Source organism: Streptomyces sp. NPDC030143 (assembly GCF_055573695.1).
The window spans coordinates 184,177-202,232 of sequence record NZ_JBVIAY010000003.1 but is presented as its reverse complement, the minus strand read 5'-3'; the positions used below and the strand labels follow the sequence as shown (position 1 = coordinate 202,232).

The 18,056-nt window shown below is 72.2% G+C and carries 17 protein-coding genes; 11 read left to right on the top strand and 6 right to left on the bottom strand.

Features of this window, described 5'->3' with window-relative positions:
* A complete protein-coding gene (locus ACZ4YY_RS07050; protein WP_468284661.1) occupies nt 1–267 on the bottom strand; it encodes a protealysin inhibitor emfourin in 267 nt (88 codons plus the stop codon).
* A 20-nt stretch (nt 268–287) separates the two neighbouring features.
* Nucleotides 288–1,358 (bottom strand): M4 family metallopeptidase, encoded by a 1,071-nt coding sequence (locus tag ACZ4YY_RS07045; protein WP_468284659.1) that lies wholly within the window; start codon nt 1,356–1,358, stop codon nt 288–290.
* 318 nt (nt 1,359–1,676) lie between these two features.
* Between ACZ4YY_RS07045 and leuA the strand changes: the two genes are divergently transcribed.
* The 5 genes from leuA (at nt 1,677) to ACZ4YY_RS07020 (ending at nt 8,413) form a co-directional block, all read left to right on the top strand.
* A complete protein-coding gene (gene leuA, locus ACZ4YY_RS07040; protein WP_468284657.1) occupies nt 1,677–3,398 on the top strand; it encodes a 2-isopropylmalate synthase in 1,722 nt (573 codons plus the stop codon).
* Between the two features lie 183 nt (nt 3,399–3,581).
* Nucleotides 3,582–4,280: a TerB family tellurite resistance protein gene (locus ACZ4YY_RS07035; RefSeq protein WP_468284655.1), complete on the top strand. Its 699-nt coding sequence runs from the start codon at nt 3,582–3,584 to the stop codon at nt 4,278–4,280.
* Between the two features lie 164 nt (nt 4,281–4,444).
* The gene (locus ACZ4YY_RS07030; protein WP_468284653.1) at nt 4,445–6,520 is read left to right on the top strand and encodes an MMPL family transporter; all 2,076 of its coding nucleotides are present in this window, start codon (nt 4,445–4,447) and stop codon (nt 6,518–6,520) included.
* Between the two features lie 121 nt (nt 6,521–6,641).
* Nucleotides 6,642–7,733: a sensor histidine kinase gene (locus ACZ4YY_RS07025; RefSeq protein WP_468285264.1), complete on the top strand. Its 1,092-nt coding sequence runs from the start codon at nt 6,642–6,644 to the stop codon at nt 7,731–7,733.
* Nucleotides 7,733–8,413 (top strand): response regulator transcription factor, encoded by a 681-nt coding sequence (locus ACZ4YY_RS07020; protein WP_468284651.1) that lies wholly within the window; start codon nt 7,733–7,735, stop codon nt 8,411–8,413. Before ACZ4YY_RS07025 ends, ACZ4YY_RS07020 begins: the two co-directional genes overlap by 1 nt.
* A 126-nt stretch (nt 8,414–8,539) precedes the next feature.
* Here ACZ4YY_RS07020 and ACZ4YY_RS07015 read toward each other — a convergent pair whose 3' ends face one another.
* From ACZ4YY_RS07015 to ACZ4YY_RS07005, 3 genes are all read right to left on the bottom strand, one after another.
* On the bottom strand, nt 8,540–9,466 hold the full coding sequence (locus ACZ4YY_RS07015) for a dihydrodipicolinate synthase family protein (RefSeq protein WP_468284649.1): 927 nt from the start codon (nt 9,464–9,466) through the stop codon (nt 8,540–8,542).
* Nucleotides 9,467–9,709: 243 nt separating this feature from the next.
* Complete coding sequence (locus ACZ4YY_RS07010) at nt 9,710–10,609, bottom strand: hypothetical protein (protein WP_468284647.1); 900 nt, start codon at nt 10,607–10,609, stop codon at nt 9,710–9,712.
* Complete coding sequence (locus ACZ4YY_RS07005; RefSeq protein WP_468284645.1) at nt 10,606–11,133, bottom strand: SigE family RNA polymerase sigma factor; 528 nt, start codon at nt 11,131–11,133, stop codon at nt 10,606–10,608. Before ACZ4YY_RS07005 ends, ACZ4YY_RS07010 begins: the two co-directional genes overlap by 4 nt.
* A gap of 206 nt (nt 11,134–11,339) precedes the next feature.
* Between ACZ4YY_RS07005 and ACZ4YY_RS07000 the strand changes: the two genes are divergently transcribed.
* A complete protein-coding gene (locus tag ACZ4YY_RS07000; RefSeq protein ID WP_468285261.1) occupies nt 11,340–11,804 on the top strand; it encodes a phosphatase domain-containing protein in 465 nt (154 codons plus the stop codon).
* Here ACZ4YY_RS07000 and ACZ4YY_RS06995 read toward each other — a convergent pair.
* Complete coding sequence (locus ACZ4YY_RS06995) at nt 11,794–12,312, bottom strand: GNAT family N-acetyltransferase (RefSeq protein ID WP_468284643.1); 519 nt, start codon at nt 12,310–12,312, stop codon at nt 11,794–11,796. The two genes, ACZ4YY_RS07000 and ACZ4YY_RS06995, sit on opposite strands and share 11 nt — an antisense overlap.
* A 134-nt stretch (nt 12,313–12,446) precedes the next feature.
* On the opposite strand from ACZ4YY_RS06995, the gene ACZ4YY_RS06990 reads away from it, so the two are divergent.
* From ACZ4YY_RS06990 to ACZ4YY_RS06970, 5 genes are read left to right on the top strand one after another with little or no spacing between them, the layout of a single operon-like run.
* Nucleotides 12,447–13,223, top strand: a complete 777-nt coding sequence (locus tag ACZ4YY_RS06990; protein WP_468284642.1) for an SCO2525 family SAM-dependent methyltransferase — start codon at nt 12,447–12,449, stop codon at nt 13,221–13,223.
* A 51-nt stretch (nt 13,224–13,274) separates the two neighbouring features.
* Nucleotides 13,275–15,140 (top strand): SCO2524 family protein, encoded by a 1,866-nt coding sequence (locus ACZ4YY_RS06985; protein ID WP_468284640.1) that lies wholly within the window; start codon nt 13,275–13,277, stop codon nt 15,138–15,140.
* Between the two features lie 3 nt (nt 15,141–15,143).
* Nucleotides 15,144–16,064: an SCO2523 family variant P-loop protein gene (locus ACZ4YY_RS06980; protein ID WP_468284638.1), complete on the top strand. Its 921-nt coding sequence runs from the start codon at nt 15,144–15,146 to the stop codon at nt 16,062–16,064.
* Nucleotides 16,061–17,062, top strand: coding sequence for an SCO2522 family protein (locus ACZ4YY_RS06975; RefSeq protein WP_468284636.1), 1,002 nt, complete (start codon nt 16,061–16,063; stop codon nt 17,060–17,062). Before ACZ4YY_RS06980 ends, ACZ4YY_RS06975 begins: the two co-directional genes overlap by 4 nt.
* Before the next feature lies 1 nt (nt 17,063).
* The gene (locus ACZ4YY_RS06970) at nt 17,064–18,023 is read left to right on the top strand and encodes an SCO2521 family protein (RefSeq protein WP_468284634.1); all 960 of its coding nucleotides are present in this window, start codon (nt 17,064–17,066) and stop codon (nt 18,021–18,023) included.
* The last annotated feature ends 33 nt before the right edge of the window (nt 18,024–18,056 follow it).

Sequence of the window (18,056 nt, the reverse complement as noted above, 5' to 3'; positions counted from 1 at the left end):
TCACGCCCCTTCCTTCAACACCCGGGAGATCAGCTTGCGTTGGTCGTCCGTGAGCCGGGGGTCGGCCGCGTAGACCGTCGTGCCGTCCACGGTGATCTGGTAGCTGAAGCCGTCGGGCACGCCGACCGGCGGCACGCCCCGGCCGGACGCGAGCGCGCTCTCGGCCAGGGCGTGCCACTCGGGGGCGTCGGGCCGTTCCGAGGTGTCCACCTCGGCGTGCCGCTCGATGCCCGCGAACCCGCCCGTGCGTCTCACCTGAATCCGCATGGGTCCTGTCTAGTACGTCGTCACAGGATCCGCACCCCGACCCGCTCCCAGGCCTTCTCCACCGCCTGGAACTCCTCGCCGCCGTCGCCGAAGCGCTCGCGCGCCGCCCGCACCGTCAGCTTGGCGAAGTCGGTGAAGAACGCCCTCTCCCTCAGCTCGCCGCCGGTCAGCACGTCGTACCAGATCTGACCGGCCTTCTCCCAGGCGAAGCCGCCGATGGCGGTGGCGGCCAGGTAGAACGCGTGGTTGGGGATGCCCGAGTTGATGTGGACGCCGCCGTTGTCCCGGCCGGTGCGGACGTAGTCGTCCATCGTCGCGGGCTGCGGGTCCTTGCCGAGGACGTCGTCGTCGTACGCGGTGCCCGGGGCCTTCATGGAGCGCAGGGCCCGGCCGGTGACGCCCGGGGCGAGCAGCTCGGCGCCGATGAGCCAGTCGGCCTCGGCGGCGGTCTGGCCGAGCGTGTACTGCTTGATGAGCGCGCCGAAGACGTCGGACATCGACTCGTTGAGGGCGCCAGGCTGGCCGTAGTAGGTGAGGTTCGCCGTGTACTGGGTGACGCCGTGGGCCAGCTCGTGGCCGATGACGTCGACGGAGTTCGTGAAGTCGACGAAGATCTCGCCGTCGCCGTCGCCGAACACCATCTGCTCGCCGTTCCAGAAGGCGTTGTTGTAGTCCCGGTCGTAGTGGACCGTGGCGTCCAGGGGCAGGCCGTCGCCGTCGATGGAGTGGCGGCCGTAGGCCTTCAGGAAGAGCTCGAAGGTGGCGCCGAGGCCCGCGTAGGCCCGGTTGACCGTGGCGTCCCGGCCGGGCTCCTCGCCCTCGCCGCGGACCTTGGTGCCGGGCAGGCCGGTGCCGTGCTCGGCGTCGTAGACGGTGCGCAGCGGCCGGTCCGACGGTGCCTTCGCCGTCGGGGCGGCCGCCAGGCGGAACTCGGTGGTCACGCGGCGCCGGGAGCGCAGCTCGCTGTCGCGCAGCAGGGTGCGCCGGGCGGGACCGGAGAGTGCGGGGTCGTCGTGGCGCGCCAGTCGGTCGAGGACGTGGGGCGGCACGACGGTGCAGAAGACGGGCTCGAAGCCCCCGTGAGTCGTCATTGCGGCACCCTCGCACCGTGTGACGCCGCTGTCACCGGCCGCAACCATGATTGGTGAAAAACGGTGACAAAAGGCTCTGAGCTGCCGATGCGAGTGGTATGCGGCACGTTTTGCCCGTTTCGTCCGGGCGGTCCCGCATACTGGAACAGGCCCGCCCGCCCGATGCGGCTCGGCTAAAGTGCGGAGCACTATGCGTTTCGGGCTGCTTCTCCTTAGCTGCCGCGGCGAGGGCCTGTAGTCGAGGCCGACCCCCTCCCCGCGGAGCTTGGCGTTGCGTCGTCGGCCGTCCTTCCGGACATCCTGAGGAGCCACCGCACCATGGCGAACCGCCAGCAGCCCAGCCAGATGCCGATCCACAAGTACGGCCGCTACGAGCAGGTCGACATCCCCGGCCGCACCTGGCCGAACAACCGGATCACCGCCGCCCCCCGCTGGCTCTCCACCGACCTGCGCGACGGCAACCAGGCCCTGATCGACCCGATGTCGCCCGAGCGCAAGCGCCGGATGTTCGACCAGCTGGTCAAGATGGGCTACAAGGAGATCGAGGTGGGCTTCCCCGCCTCCGGCCAGACCGACTTCGACTTCGTGCGCTCCATCGTCGAGGAAGAGGGCGCGATCCCGGACGACGTGACGATCTCCGTCCTGACCCAGGCCCGCGAGGACCTGATCGAGCGGACGGTGGAGTCCCTCAAGGGCGCCCGCCGCGCCACCGTCCACCTGTACAACGCCACGGCCCCCGTGTTCCGCCGGGTCGTCTTCCGCGGCTCCAAGGACGACATCAAGCAGATCGCCGTCGACGGCACGCGGCTGGTGATGGAGTACGCCGAGAAGCTGCTGGGCCCCGAGACCGAGTTCGGCTACCAGTACAGCCCCGAGATCTTCACCGACACCGAACTGGACTTCGCGCTGGAGGTCTGCGAGGCGGTCATGGACGTCTGGCAGCCCGGCCCGGGCCGCGAGATCATCCTCAACCTGCCGGCGACCGTCGAGCGCTCCACGCCCTCCACCCACGCCGACCGCTTCGAGTGGATGGGCCGCAACCTCTCCCGGCGCGAGCACGTCTGCCTGTCCGTCCACCCGCACAACGACCGCGGCACCGCCGTCGCCGCCGCCGAGCTGGCGCTGATGGCCGGGGCGGACCGCGTCGAGGGCTGCCTGTTCGGACAGGGCGAGCGCACCGGCAACGTCGACCTGGTCACCCTGGGCATGAACCTCTTCTCCCAGGGCGTCGACCCGCAGATCGACTTCTCCGACATCGACGAGATCCGTCGCGTGTGGGAGTACTGCAACCAGATGGAGGTCCACCCGCGCCACCCGTACGTGGGTGACCTGGTCTACACGTCCTTCTCCGGCTCCCACCAGGACGCCATCAAGAAGGGCTTCGACGCCATGGAGGCCGACGCGGCAGCGAAGGGCGTCACCGTCGACGACATCGAGTGGGCCGTCCCCTACCTGCCCATCGACCCCAAGGACGTCGGCCGCTCCTACGAGGCCGTCATCCGGGTCAACTCGCAGTCCGGCAAGGGCGGTATCGCGTACGTCCTGAAGAACGACCACAAGCTGGACCTGCCGCGCCGGATGCAGATCGAGTTCTCGAAGATCATCCAGGCGAAGACGGACGCCGAGGGCGGCGAGGTCACCGGCGGCGACATCTGGGCGGTCTTCCAGGACGAGTACCTGCCGAACCCGGACAACCCCTGGGGCCGCATCCAGGTCCGCACCGGCCAGTCCACCACCGACACCGACGGCGTCGACACCCTCACCGTCGAGGCGACCGTCGACGGCGAGGACACCGTCCTGTCCGGCTCGGGCAACGGTCCGATCTCGGCCTTCTTCAACGCCCTGGAGTCCATCGGCGTCGACGTACGTCTGCTGGACTACCAGGAGCACACGATGAGCGAGGGCGCCTCCGCGCAGGCCGCCTCGTACATCGAGTGCGCGATCGGCGACAAGGTCCTGTGGGGCATCGGCATCGACGCGAACACGACGCGTGCGTCGTTGAAGGCGGTCGTCTCCGCCGTCAACCGCGCGACGCGCTGATCACCCTGACCGGGAGTTTCGGGCCCCGGCCGCCGCATCCGGCGGCCGGGGCCCCGTCGGTTATCGGCCATCCGGCCGTGGAGGTCACGGAAAGGTCTCGTCCAGGGTGCTGACTCCGCCTCATCCATGTGGCTAACATCACGCAGACGTGGCGATGTTGCCGCGGGGTTACGGAGGTGCGACGTGCTGCCAGAACGGGGACGAGACGGCCGTGCCACCGGGCGTGCCCGCATCCTGGGCACCCGCACCGCGTGGACACCCGTCGGGGACGGCGAGTTCTTCTGCCCCGGCTGCGGCGGCGACCGCAACTACCAGCGGCTGACCGGCCGGCGCCGGCTCTGTCTGCTCGGCCTGCCCGTGCTGCCGCGCGGCGCCGGCGCACCGGTCGTCGAGTGCGCGGCCTGCCACCGCCACTTCGGCACCGACGTCCTGGACCACCCCACCACCACCCGCTTCTCCGCGATGCTCCGCGACGCCGTGCACACCGTCGCCCTCGCCGTCCTGTCCGCCGGCGGCACCTGCGCCCGGACGTCCCTGGAGACGGCGGCCACGGCGGTCCGCGCGGCCGGCTTCCCGGACTGCACCCGCGAACAGCTCGCCGCCCTCGTCGACGCCCTCGCCGCCGACACCGGCCGCGTCCACGGCGAACCCTGCGGCGGCGCCGGTCTGGCCATAGAGCTCCACGAGGCCCTCGACCCGCTCGCCCCGCACCTCGCCCCCGTGGGCCGCGAGTCGATCCTCCTCCAGGGAGCCCGCATCGCCCTCGCCGACGGCCCCTACACCCCCGCCGAGCGGGAGGTCCTGGCGACGGTGGGCGCGGCACTGACGATCCGCGCGGAGGACGTGACCCGGCTGCTGGCGACGGCGCGGACGCCGTCCTGACCCGGACCCGCCCGCTACTCCCCCGGGAGTAGTCCCCCCTCCCGGCCGCCCGCCGGAGTACCCCCGAACTCGCCCTCCCGCGCGACGACCGGCCCCGCGCCGGGCGGAAGTCTGGAAGCCGCAACCGCCGCTTCCAGGCATTCGACCGGAGGGAGGCCCGACTCATGGGGGCCGGGACAACGAAGGGCAAGCGCGCCATCCCCTGGGTGGTGCTCGCGCTGTGGGTGGGCGTGCTGGCGCTCGCCTCACCGTTCGCCGCGAAACTCGCCGACGTCCAGCGCGACCGGATCACCGACTACCTGCCGGCGAGCGCCGACTCCACGCAGGCCGCGAAGATCCAGGAACAACTGCCGGGGGGTGAGACCACCGAGCTGGTGCTCGTCTACCACCGCGACGGCGGGCTGACCGCCGCCGACCGGGACACGGCGCGGGAACAGGTCACGCGGGTCGCGGGGGAGCACGCGCTGACCGCACCGCCGCGGGGGGTCCCGTCCGAGGACGGCACCACCGTCATGTACCCGGTCGCCACCAACGAGCCCGGCACCGACGAGGAGAAGCGCGACGCCTTCGTCGACGCCGTGCGCGAGGTCGCCCACAGCACGGGCGGGCTGACCGTCGAGGTGGGCGGCACGGGCGCGTACGCCACCGACGCGGGCAAGGTCTACGACGCCCTCGGCGGACCGCTGCTCTACACCACCGTCGGCGTCGTCGCGGTCCTGCTGATCCTCATCTACCGCAGCCCGGTGCTGTGGCTGGTGCCGCTCGTCGTGGCCGGCATCGCCGACTTCCTGTCGATGGGCGTCGCCTACGGCCTCCACCAGGCCTTCGGGACGACGGTGTCCGGACAGAGCTCGGGCATCATGACGATCCTGGTCTTCGGCGCCGGCACCGACTACGCCCTGCTGCTCGTCTCCCGCTACCGCGAGGAACTGCGGCGCATCGAGCACCCGTACGACGCCATGGTGGCCGCGCTGCGCGGCTGCGGGCCCGCCGTGCTCGCCTCCTCCGGGACCGTCGCCGCCGGACTGCTGTGCCTGCTCGCCGCCGACCTCAACTCCACCCGCGGGATGGGCCCGCTCGGCACCGTCGGCGTGCTGTGCGCGCTGGTCGCGATGCTGACCCTGCTGCCCGCGCTGCTGGTCCTGCTGGGCCGCCGGGTGTTCTGGCCGCTGGTGCCGGTCCACGGCGGCACGCCCAAGGCCCGCCGGTCGCTGTTCGCGGTGATGGGCAGCTCCGCCGGCCGGCGCCCGCGGACCGTCCTCGCGGCCGGCGCGGTGCTGCTCGGCGCGCTCGCCCTGGGCTCGCTGAACCTGCCCGGCACCCTCAAGCAGGAGGACTCCTTCGTCGACCGGCCCGAGTCGGTCGCCGCCCTGCGGACCCTCGCCGAGGCCTACCCGGGGGGCTCCGCACAGCCCATCGACGTGCTCACCCCGGCCGGCCGCGCCGACGCCGCCCTCGCGGCCGTCCGGGACGTCGAAGGCGTCGCCGACGCCCGCAAGGGGCGCACCGGGGGAGGCTGGACGGAGATCTCCGTGACCGCGTCCGCACCTCCGCAGACGGCGGCCGAGACCGCGACCATCGAGCGGCTGCGGGACGTCCTCGACGGCTCCTACGTCGGCGGGGCCAGCGCCCAGCAGATCGACCTGGAGGACACCAACGCCCGCGACCGGATGATCGTCGTGCCGCTGGTGCTGGTCTCCGTCCTGCTGATCCTGGTCGCCCTGCTGCGGTCGCTGGTCGCCCCGCTGCTGCTGGTGGCCGCCGTGGTCGCCGTGTGGGGCGCCTCGCTGGGCCTCGGCGGGCTGCTGTTCGGGCCGGTGTTCGGCTTCGAGGGCACCGATCCGGGGCTGGGGCTGCTGTCCTTCGTGTTCCTGGTCGCCCTCGGCGTGGACTACGGCATCTTCCTGATGCACCGCATGCGCGAGGAGTCGCTGCGCGGCGCCGAACCGGCCGCCGCCGCCCTGACCGCGCTGCGCACCACCGGCGGGGTCATCGCCTCCGCCGGGCTGGTCCTCGCCGCGACCTTCGCCGTGCTGACGAACATGGGCCTCGTGCCGCTCGTCGAGCTGGGCTTCGTGATCGCCGTCGGGGTGCTGCTGGACACCTTCCTCGTCCGCACCTACCTGGTGACCAGCGCGAGCGTGGCCCTGGGACGCAGGGTGTGGTGGCCGGGGCGGCTGTCGCGGGAGCCGGAGTCGCAGCCGGGACACACGCGTGAGCGCGAGCCGGTCACCGGCTGACCCCCGGGCGCCCCTCCCTCCCGGAGGGGCGCCCCCTCGGGCAGGATGGTGCGCGGGGAGAGGGGGAGCGGTGCAGCGCTGGGTGACGCACCCGTGGGCGGACGCCTGGCTGGCGGCGGGCATGGCCGTCACCGACTCCGTGATCGCCGTGCTGTTCGTCGACGGCCGGGCCCCGGACGTGCTCGGCTGGAGCCTGCTGCTCGGCGCGCACGTGCCGCTCGCGTGGCGCCGCAGGCGTCCCGTGCTCGTGCTCTGCGCGATGGCGGTCCTGCTCGTGCCATACCACGCCCTCGACTACAACCACATCGCGGCCGTCGAACCGGCCATGGCCGCGCTGTACACCGTCGCCGTGACCGGCACGGCCCGCCGCACCCTGGTCATCGGCCTGTTCGTGGTCTCCATGACGCTGACCGTCAACGCGCTGACCAACCTCGACGGGACGGTGGAGTTCCTGCGCATCTCCGGCTGGATCGTCGCCGTCATGATGTTCGGCGGGTACATCCGCGTCCACCGCGAGAACGTCACCGCCGCCCTGGAACGCGCCGAACGCGCCGAACGCACCCGCGAGGAGGAGGCCCGCCGCCGCGTCGCCGAGGAACGCCTGCGCGTCGCCCGCGACCTGCACGACCTGCTCGCCCACAGCATCACCCTGATCGGTGTGCAGACCGCCGTCGCCGCGCACGTGCTGGCCGCCGACCCCGACCGTCTCGACCGCGCTGCCGTCGCCCGGGCCCTCGACGACATCGCCGAGACCTGCCGCACCGCCCGCGGCGAACTCCGCACGACCCTGGAGGTGCTGCGCGACCACGGACCGCCCGAGACCCGCGGCCCACTGCCCGACCTGCGCGGACTGTCCGGCCTGGTCGAGACGGCCCGGGCGGCGGGCGCCCGCGTCGACCTGTCGCTGCGGCACACGGAGGTGCCGCCCGCGGTCGGCGCCGCCGCCTACCGCATCGTCCAGGAGGCCCTCACCAACGCCGTGCGCCACGGCGGCCGCGACGACCTGAGCGTCCGGGTGCGGGTGTACGACGAGGGGGCCGCCCTGCGGGTGACGGTCACCGACGACGGGGCCGGGGCCGGGGCCGGGGCACCCGGCTTCGGGCTCGTGGGCATGCGCGAACGGGTGCGGAGCGTGGGCGGCACGCTGGCGGCGGGGCCGCGGGAGGGGAAGGGCTTCGAGGTGAGCGCCGTACTGCCGAGAGGGGAGACGTGATGAGCGTGATCCGGGTGCTGCTGGCCGACGACCAGACGCTGGTGCGGGCCGCGTTCGCGCTGCTGGTGGCGTCGGCGCCGGACATGGAGGTCGTCGGGGAGGCCGCCACGGGGCGGGAGGCGGTGGAACGGGCCCGCAGCGAGCGCGCCGACCTCGTCGTCATGGACGTCCGCATGCCCGACCTCGACGGCATCGAGGCCACCCGGCTGATCGCCGCCGACGAGGACCTCGCCGGGGTGAAGGTGCTGGTGCTGACCACCTACGACACCGACGAGAACATCGTCGAGGCGCTGCGCGCGGGCGCCTCGGGGTTCCTGGTGAAGGACACCCGGCCCGCCGACCTGCTCGACGGCATCCGCACGGTGGCGTCCGGCGAGGCGCTGCTGTCCCCGGGCCCGACGGCCCGGCTGATCGCCCGTTTCCTGCGCAGCCCCGCGGCGCCGCCCCCGACCGGCGGGCCGGAGGGCCTGTCCGGGCGGGAGCGCGGGGTGCTCGCCCTGGTGGCGCGCGGCCTCACCAACACCGAGATCGCCGAGACCCTCGGTCTCAGCCCGCTCACCGCGAAGACCCACGTCAGCCGCATCATGGGCAAGCTGGGCGCGCGGGACCGGGCCCAACTCGTCATCGTGGCCTACGAGTCGGGCCTGGTGACACCGGGGGCGACGGGAGGACGCCGCTAGGGGCGGCGGCGGACAGGCCCTGGGGGCGTGCCCTGCCGTCCCGCCCCGTCCCGCCCCGTCCCGCCCCGTCCTGTCCCGTCCCGTGCCGTCCCGCCCCGTCTCGCCCCGTCCCGTCCTGGCCGTGGCCTACAGCAGCCCCGCCTCGATCAGGTGGCCCTCCACCCGCTCCACCTCCTGCGGCGACAGCGGCACCTGGGGCTCGGCCGTCGCCGGGCAGGCGATCACGCCCAACAGGTGCAGGGCCGCCTTGAACGCGCCGAGCGCCGACGAACTCCCGCCCATCCGGGCCGGATCACCGGCGCGCACCATGCCGTAGAGGCCGCACAGCCGCTCCTGTTCGTCCCGCGCCGCCGACCGCTCGTCGGAACGCCACAGACGGTCCAGGCGGACGTAGCCCCGCGGGTCGACGTTGGCGAGGCCGGGCACCGCCCCGTGGGCGCCCACGGCGAGCGCCGCGTCGACGATCAGCTCGGAGCCGGTCAGGACGCTGAACCCGGGGCGAGCCCGGGTGCCGGCCACGACCTCGCGGAAGCCCGCCAGGTCACCACTGGAGTCCTTCAGACCGGCCAGCACACCGTCGGCGGCCAGCTCCAGCACGACGTCGGCGGGGAGCTTGGTGTGCACGGCGGCCGGCAGGTCGTAGGCCAGGACGGGGACCGGGCTCGCGGCGGCGACCAGACGGTAGTGGCGGGCGACCTCCGCCGGATGGGTGGCCGTGTAGAACGGGGAGATCACCACCACCGCGTCCGCGCCCGCCTCCGCGGCGGACGCGACCCGGTCCAGCACCCGGGGCGTCGTCATGTCGATCGCCCCGGCCAGCACCGGCAGCTGCCCGCCGACGTGCGCCACGGCCGTCTCGACGACCAGCCGGCGCTGCCGGTCCGTCAGATACGCCGCCTCCGACGTCGTCCCGAGCACGAACAGGCCGTGCACCCCGCCCGCCACGAGGTGGTCGACCAGCCGGAGCAGCGAGGGCACGTCCACCTCCCGCTCCGGTGTCAGGGGCGTGCAGAGCGGGGGGACGACACCGGTGAGCGGGGCGGGGAACGGCATGGGGACTCCCTGGCGCTGGACGTACGGGCGACCAGGGCAGTGTCCCCCGCCCCGGCCGCCCTCCCGCGTCCCGGCTCCTCAGAGCTCCGAACAAAAAGGGAGCCCGGCTCGCGACGCCTGGCACGCACGCTCGCCGCGTTGCCGAAAGCCCCTGGTGGCTCCGCTACGAGGAGCTTCCGGCGCCTTGCGATCGCACGTACCGGACGCCGCGAGCTGAACGGCCTCCCCTTCTGTTCGGAGCTCTTAGGGGAGGGTCTTCTCGTACGTCTCGTCCCGGTCGGAGTCGTAGACCAGCTTGCCGCCGGCGTCGTAGCCCTTGATGTGCGGGGCGAGCGTCACCTGCTCGCCGAGGAGGCCGGCGGCGACGAACCAGCGTCCGTCGAGGGTGGCCGTGGTCTCGCTGTCGCCGTAGGAGACGGTCACCTTGGCCACGGACGGTTCGACCGTGCCGATGACACCCCAGCGGAACGGCAGCTTCCAGTTGCCCTTGTCCAGGACCGACTGCTGGTACAGCTTCCCGGCGTTGATGTCGGCCACCACCGCGCCGGTGGGACCGGACTCGGGCGAGCTGATGTTGATGCCGGTCACCTCGCCGCCCTTGACGTTGCAGATCAGCCGGACGTCGGTCTTCTCCTTGACGGCGACGACGTAGTGGCCGTCACCCGGCGCGTTGCTGTCGCCGGTGCTGCGCATCGCCAGCAGGATCCGGTAGTCGCCGGCCTCGCCCAGGTAGTCCTTCTCGAGGCCGCCCGACGGCTGGGCGTCGTCGTAGGCGATGCACTTGCGCAGCCCGTCCGCGGCCTGCTCGGCGGTCACCCCGTCCAGCAACTGACCACCGGCGGCCGCCTGTCCGGAGGCCGTCGCGGCGGGGCTGCGCGGGGCGCTGACCGACGACATGGGTGTCGTCGCGTCAGCGCCCCGTCCCCCGTTCCCCCCGGCCACGGCGTACGCCCCCGCCGGCACCGCGGCCAGCACGACCACCGCCGCCCCCGCCACCGCGAGCCGCCGCCGCCGCTCGATCACGCCCCGCCGGCGGATCGCCGGGTAGGGCGCGGGAGAAGGCTGGATGGTGTACGCGTCGTCCGTCATCAGTTCCCTCACCAGTTCCTCGAAGTCCCGCTCGTCGTCTGCCTCGTGGTTCACTTTCCGCCTCCCCGCCCGGACACGGCGCGGCCCTGGGCCAGCCCCGGGTACGTGCGAAGCTTCGCCAGCCCCTTCGAGGCCTGGCTCTTGACCGTGCCGGGCGAACAGCCGAGCACCTCGGCCACCTCCGCCTCGGAGAGGTCCTCCCAGTACCGCAGGACCACCACCGCCCGCTGCTTGGCGGGCAGCAGGGCCAGCCCGGCGAGCAGGGAGCCGCGCTCCTCCACCTGCCCGACCGCCTCGTCGCGCCCCGGCGTCTCGGGCGGCGCCGCGGTCAACGCCTCGGCGACCCGCCGCTTGCGGAACCGGTCGCTGTTGCAGCTGACCAGCATGCGGCGGACATAGGCCTCGGGACTGTCGCTGCGCGCGATCCGCCGCCACGACCGGTACGCCTTCGCCAGCGCCGTCTGCGTCAGGTCCTCCGCGTGGTGGGCGTCGCCCGTGAGCAGATACGCGGTCCGTACCAGCCGCGACCACCGTGCCCTGACGAACTCCTGGAACTGGGCCTCAAGTTCGGCCTGCATCAAGCTCCCTCCTCGCCCCTCAGACCACCGGTCCGGCGGAATCGGTTGCCCGGGATTCGCGGACGGGTTCGAATGAGGGAATGGAGAGGAAGCCGCAGGACGACCGACGGGACGAGCGGGACACGGGGGGCCGGGGGCCGGAGCGGGCCGCGGGCGACCGGGGGCCGACGGGGGCGCGGGAGGAGCGGGGCCGGGGGCCGGAGCCGGTGCGGGACGCGTCGGCCTGGCGGCCCGACGAGCCCGGGGTCCTCGCCCTGCCGTCCGGACGACTGGTCCGCGGACGCGGTCTGCGCCGCCCGCTGGACCCGACGGCGCCCGCCCCCTCGTACGGCCTGTACCTCCTCGGTTCCCCGCCCCCGCGGACCCCCTGGGAGGCGCGCTGGCTGCGCTGGCCCGACTTCCGGCTGCCCGCGGACCGCGCGGACGCCCGCGCGGCGCTCGCCGAGGCCTGGCGGCGTGCGGCGGACGAACGCGTGGAGATCGCCTGCGGCGGCGGACGCGGCAGGACCGGCACGGCGCTGGCGTGCCTGGCGGTCCTGGACGGCGTGCCGGCCGGGGAGGCGGTCGCCTTCGTGCGGCGCCACTACGAACGGCATGCGGTGGAGACGCCTTGGCAGCGGCGTTACGTGCGGGGGTTCACGCGGCAGGGCGTCCCCGGCCTCACAGACTGAGCGTCATCAGCAGCCGGTGGGCGCCGGGGCCGAAGTAGTCCTTGCGGGGACCGTCGGGGTCCTGGACGAAGCCCAGGTTCTGGTAGAGCGAGACGGCCGTGCCGTTGCCGGGTTCCACGGAGAGGGACACCGAGCGGACGCCCTCCGCGCGCAGATGCTCCAGGATCCTCGTCATCAGTTGCCGGCCGAGGCCCTGTCCGCGCAGCCCTGGGGCGATGCCCAGGCTCAGGATCCAGCTGCGTGCCGCGTTCGGCGGTGTCGAGAGCACGTACCCGGCCAGGTCCTCGCCGTCGTCCACGACGAAGACGTAGTCGGGGAACGAGGCCAGTAGTTGGCGCACGACGAAGTAGGGGTACGGATCGGACGGGAAGGCCTCCGCGTCGAGGCGGACGACATGGGGGAGATCTTCCTCCGTGGCCGCTCTGATCCGTAAGCGCCTTTCTCCGGACACCTGGCTCACCGTCGAACCGGCGGCCGACGTGAAACGATCTCCGGGAAGAGGAGTCATACCGTCCCCTTGTGAAGGATCGACAAAGCGAATGGCTCTTGCCTTCGCCCTTGTGTGATATGCATACCCGATCGTCCATCATTGCCCCCTGCATGCGCTCCTTCAAGAGCGCTGCGTGCTGCTAGGCTGAACCAATGACCTCGGGACCGCCCACCGCCGACCAGAAGCTGAATGCCGATGCGCCGTGGGACGCTTTCGATCCCTATGAGTACATCAAGCGCAATTACCTCGAGATCCAGGCGGTGGACGAGGAGATCCTCTCCCTCGTGCGCGATCATTTCAGTGATCATTTCCGGAGGAGCGGTGGTCGCGCGGCATCCGGAATCGACGTCGGCGCGGGACCCAATCTCTACCCCGCCCTCGCCATGCTCCCCTGGTGCGACCGGATCACCCTCCTGGAGCGGTCCGCGAAGAACCTGGACTACCTCCGCGGCCAGCTCCCCCACTACGACGCCCACTGGGACCAGTTCTGGGAGGTCCTGTGCAAGGACGAGGCGTACGCCACGCTGAGGACGGCCCCCAGGGTGCGGTTCGGGGAAGCCGTGGGGCAGCCCGAGGGCGGCAGCCTCTTCGACCTCTGCGGCGGTGCCCGGCGCTGGGACCTCGGCACCATGTTCTTCGTCGCCGAATCCATCACCACATCCCTCCACGAATTCCGTCGAGGGGTCGGCTGCTTCATGAGCGCACTGAATCCCGGCGCGCCTTTCGCCGCCGCATTCATGGAGCATTCCGAGGGGTATCGGGTGGGTGTTCACGAATTCCCTGCCCGGGACATCGACGAGTCCGACGTGCAGTCTGTTCTCGATGGATACGCGGAAGACGTCAAGATGTACCGCATGGCCAATCCGAAGCAACTGGTGCGCACCGGATACACGGGAATGATCCTGGCCTGCGGGCACCGGAAAGACTGACTTCCGATCCGTTCTTTTCCGTGGTGACGGGCCTGTGCGAGGGGAATGGGCATGCAGATCAAGCCGAGACAGAATCTGCTCGAAGTGTGGCAGGCCATCGCCCGCCATTCCTTCGACGACGGCACATGGAACTGGGGTGAATGGGGAGGCCGCAGCAGCGTCGCCGACGCGGAGCGCCTGCTCTGCCTCATGTACCCCGCGACGGAAATCACCGCGTTACGGCTCGACGACCCCGACACCACACAACGGGACGTCGAAAGAACGCTGCGGACCGCGGGCGACTCCAGCGAGATTCCCGACCGTCTCGTGAAGGTCCTCTCCGACTTCATGGAGCAGCACCGCGGTGAGGAACACCCCACGTTCTCCGGCGGCCACTACTTCGCCGCCGAGGATCCGGAACAGGAACTCTCCCGAGAACAGCGGGAGTTGGGCGTCGTCGACGCCTACTCCATGTCGGTCACCCTCTGCCTGGCCACCCTCGGCTTCCTCAAGGTCTACCGGGGCAAGACCCAGCGCGCGAGCACCCTCGCCCGGATCGACCGGCTCCGCGAGGCCACCAGCGCCCGACTGACCGCCGCCATGGTCAGCCTGCTGCGCTCCTTCACCGTCAACGTCGTCGACGTCTCCTCCGACCAGGGCCAGTCCCTGACCCGACTGCTCGGCCAGGGCCGTCTCTCCGAACGCCAGGTCCTGCAGCGCTTCCAGGAGCGCTTCAAGGCTCTGCGCGCCGTCATCGGCGAGAGCGTCACCCTCGGCCTCGACGCGGACGTCACCGACGAACTGCGCAACGAGAACCGCCTGTTCGAGTGCGGCTGGGCGTGGAGCCTGGTCAAGGGCGCCCCCGAGGTCGAGGTGGAACCGCAGACCGCCCAGGCGATCGGCAAGCAGCCCGCGGGCGTCGCCCGCCCCGTCCCCTACCTCTACTTCACCGTCGTCGCCCTCGACGGCATCCCCGACCTGTTCTCCGAGCGCACCCTCGTCCTCGGTCTGCTCACCCCCGAACAGCAGAAACTGGCCGACGCGCTGCGACTGCGCTGGGAGATCACCCAGCAGTACTGGTCGGCCATCGCCCGCTTCGGTGAGGGCGCCTGGCCGCTGGAACAGATCCCCTGGCGCACCACCCTCCAGCAACTGGAATCCGAGTACTTCTCCCTCTGCGTCGCCTCCATCCTCGTCCACGACCTGGTACGCCGCCGCGCCACCGACGACGACCTCACCCGCACCGTCACCGTCATGGAACGCCTCGCCGAACGCGGCAGGATCACCAGCGGCATGACCCGGGACGACCCGGCGATCGGCCTGCACTCCCCGGGCGTCACCCTGCCCCTGCTGGGCAGCGAGGCCATCGGCCCCGCCATGAAGTGGACGATGACCGACTTCTCCGCGCAGCTGCTCAAACGGACCATCCAGCTCTGCTCGCTGTCCCGGAACATCGCCTCCCAGGACCGTCTGCTGCGCCTCGCCGAGGACGTCCTCGACCATCTCTGGCAGCGCCGCATCAGCGACGGCGACGGCGTCGGCCTGTGGGACGACGTGCACGCCGTCTACCCCGAAACGCCCTTGAAGAAGGGGCCGTTGTCGTGGTCGGTCACCGAGCGCGTCACCGAGTGCATGGTCGCCGCGCACACCCTCTACGACCAGCCCCCGATCCGCAGCGCCGAACTGTCCCAACTGGCCAGGGCGTTGATCAGCGAGTCGGCCCACCTCTTCGGCAAGGAGCAGATGCAGCAGCCCGCGCCCGCCCCCAAGTCCCCGCAGGGCGAAGAGATGAAGAGCATCGAGGCCGACCTGAGCCGGGCCCGCCGGCTGGTCGACGAACAGCCCGGCACCGCCTACGCCCTGGCCCTCGGCGTCCTCACCCGGCTGGACTCGCTGGTGCGCGCCCGGGGCGGCGGCTCCGCGTACCAGGGGGTGTGAAGCGTGCTCGTCTTCGCCGCCTCCGACAAGGGGGGCACCGGGCGTTCCGTCACCAGCGCCAACGTCGCCTACCACCGCGCCCTGGACGGCGACGACGTCTGCTACCTGGACTTCGACTTCGGCTCGCCCACCGCGGCCGCCGTCTTCGACCTGCCCGACGTCCTCACGGAGGCCGAGGGGCGCGGCCTGCACTCGTACCTGAAGGGCAAGACCGGCGAACCCCTGCGCGTCGACGTCTGGTCCCGCACCGAACACCGCGTGCTGCGCCGCCGGCCCGGCGGCTCGGGACGGCTGGTGCTGCTGCCCGGGGACCGCACCGGCGGCGAATTCGTCACCGACGAGGAGAACCTGCACCGGTGCGTCGACCTCGTGCTGCGCCTCAAGCGCGAATTCGACGTGATCATCGTGGACCTGAGCGCCGGACGCAGTTACGCGATGGATCTCGCACTCGCCGCCACCTCGCCCCGGGGCGGACTCGGACGCCTGAAAACCCGCTGGCTCGTCTATCACCGCTGGACCCGGCAGCACGTCATGGCGGCCGCCGAACTCGTGTACGGCAAACAGGGAATTGTGCAGGCCGGCGTCGCCATGGGCCACCAGCAGGACGCGCTCAACGCCTCGATCCGCTTCGTCCGGGCCGCCGTCCCCGATCTCGAGTCACCGTTGTGGTCGCAGGTCTCCACCGCCCAGTACGCGTGGATGGAGCAGTGCGACAGAGAACTCGAGGAAATCGCGGCGGCCGGCGGCATCGGCAAGACCAGGGTCCTCTCGTCCATTCCACTGGAGCCCGTCCTCCAGTGGCAGGAACGCCTCATCACCGACGACGACGTGCACGACCGGCGGATCGCCAATGTCGCGACCTGGAAGAAGATGGGTGAACTCGCACAGCGCCTGACCGACGACAAGTACTGGGGGCAGCTGTGAGCCGGCCGGGCGGCGTCTTCCGGGAGACCAGCGCCCAGCCGCGCACCGAATCCGTTCCCTTTTCCCATCTCTCCCTGGAATTGGGCCACTTGTACATGGAGGACTTCGCCGAAGGGCCCGAACGGCTGCGTCGGCACTTCACCTCCGTACGGCCCTGGGTGGAGGCCGCCCGGGCCGGCGTCGGCCCGCTGCCGGCCGGCACACGGCCCCGGATCAGCACCTGCTTCCTCGTCGACGACTACTTCAGCCGGCTGTCCACACCCGCCGACCTGATACCGCCCCTGCTCCGGGCGGCCGCCGACGCCGGCCTGACGATCGACTACCTGGCCCGCGAGTCGGCCTGCGCCGGGCCTGCCTCCACCCCCGGCGAACCGCCCCGCCGCGACCGCGCCGAACTCGCCGAGTCCGTGCTGCACCGGCTCGTGGAGTCCCCGCCGCCCGGCAGCAACGGCTTCCGCCCGCCGGTCAGCCGCACCGGCTGGCTCGCCAACGGCCGGCGCACCCCCGCCCGCCGCATCTCCGCCGCCCTGGACCACACCGGGGCCGCCTGGCAACCGCCGGGCGAGACCGGAGCGCGCGGCCACTCCGTCTTCGTGGACGTCGAACTGTGGAACGGCCCCGAGGAGGAACGCACCTGGTCCTGCGCCTTCCTCGCCTCCGTCTGGCAGCTGGTCCGGCTCGGCCTGCTGCGCGACAAGGGCGCCGCGGTCCTGACCCCCGCCGACTGGGACCCCGGGACGTTCCCCGCCGACTGGGACGCGCTGCCGGCCGTCGTACGCCTCAACCCGCTGGCGGCGCCCTTCACCGCGTACGCCACGTGCAGCATCCTCCCGGCGCGGTTCCTGCCCGTCGAGCACGCCGTCCGCGTCATCCTCGACCAGGTCCACGTCGAGCCCGACGCGTTGCGCCAGGTCGCCGACCGTTCCGCCGCCGAGGGCGTCACCGTGCCCACGGGTGTCGTGGACCGCGCCTCCTACGTCTTCCCGCCGGGGCTGTGACATGAGCGGCCTGGGCACCACCGACGCGGTCCTCGTCTGCGGCGAGGTGCGCACCTGCCTGCTGCCCACCCGGGACGCCGTCGACGAGCGGGCCGCCGAGGAGCTGCTGCGGCTGCGCGCCGACGAACGCGTCCGCATCTCCCGGCGCCCCAACCTGCACGCCGTCTCCCCGGACGTCCTCACCGGCGTCGACTGCCGACTGCCCACCGCGGGCGGCCCCAAGGTCCGCGCGGTGGGGACGGTGACCGCCCGCGCCGCGCTCGTCGAAGGCCGTGTGCTCCAGGCGACGGCCCACTTCTGCGCCCCGGCCTCGGGCCCCGACCGGCGCCGGCCCTGGGGGTACTACCTGGTCCGGCCCGGCGTGCTGGTACCGGTGGGCCGGCTCCCGCGGAAGGCCGTCGTCGAAGGGTTCCTGGCCGGGCACCAGACCGACGAGCTGGACGTCGGCTCGATCGCCGAGAGCCTGCTCGCGCGCATCTCCCGAGGGCACCCGCTGGACCACGACACCCCGCTCACCACGGTCGACACCAGCCTGCGCTTCACCGCCGTACCGGTCGCCGACGGCGAGGAACCGTCCGTGTACTTCACCGAGGCCGCCGAGGGGCGGCGCTCCGCCGAACTGCGGCTGCCCCGCGGCACCGCGCCCGCCGCCGTCGCCGGCCTCTGCGAGGACCTGGCCCTGCACAACTGGCTGCTGACGACCGTCGGGGGGAAACTCGACGGCCTGCGCCTCGGCTCCGGGGACGACGGCGCCGCCCTGAAGGTGCTGCGCCCGCTCGTCGACCACCTGCTGCACCTGTGGATGCCGCAGGCCCGCGTCGACCGCGCGCTGAGCGGGCCCTGGGAGGAACTGGAGCGGACGCCCGGGTTCAGCAGGCAGTGGAACAGCATGGCGCAGCGCGTCCGCGACCAACTGGTGCTGCAGAACCTCGTCCGGGGCACGCCCGCGGCGACGCGCTGACGGCACCACCACTTCAGTCCGCGCACGATCCCA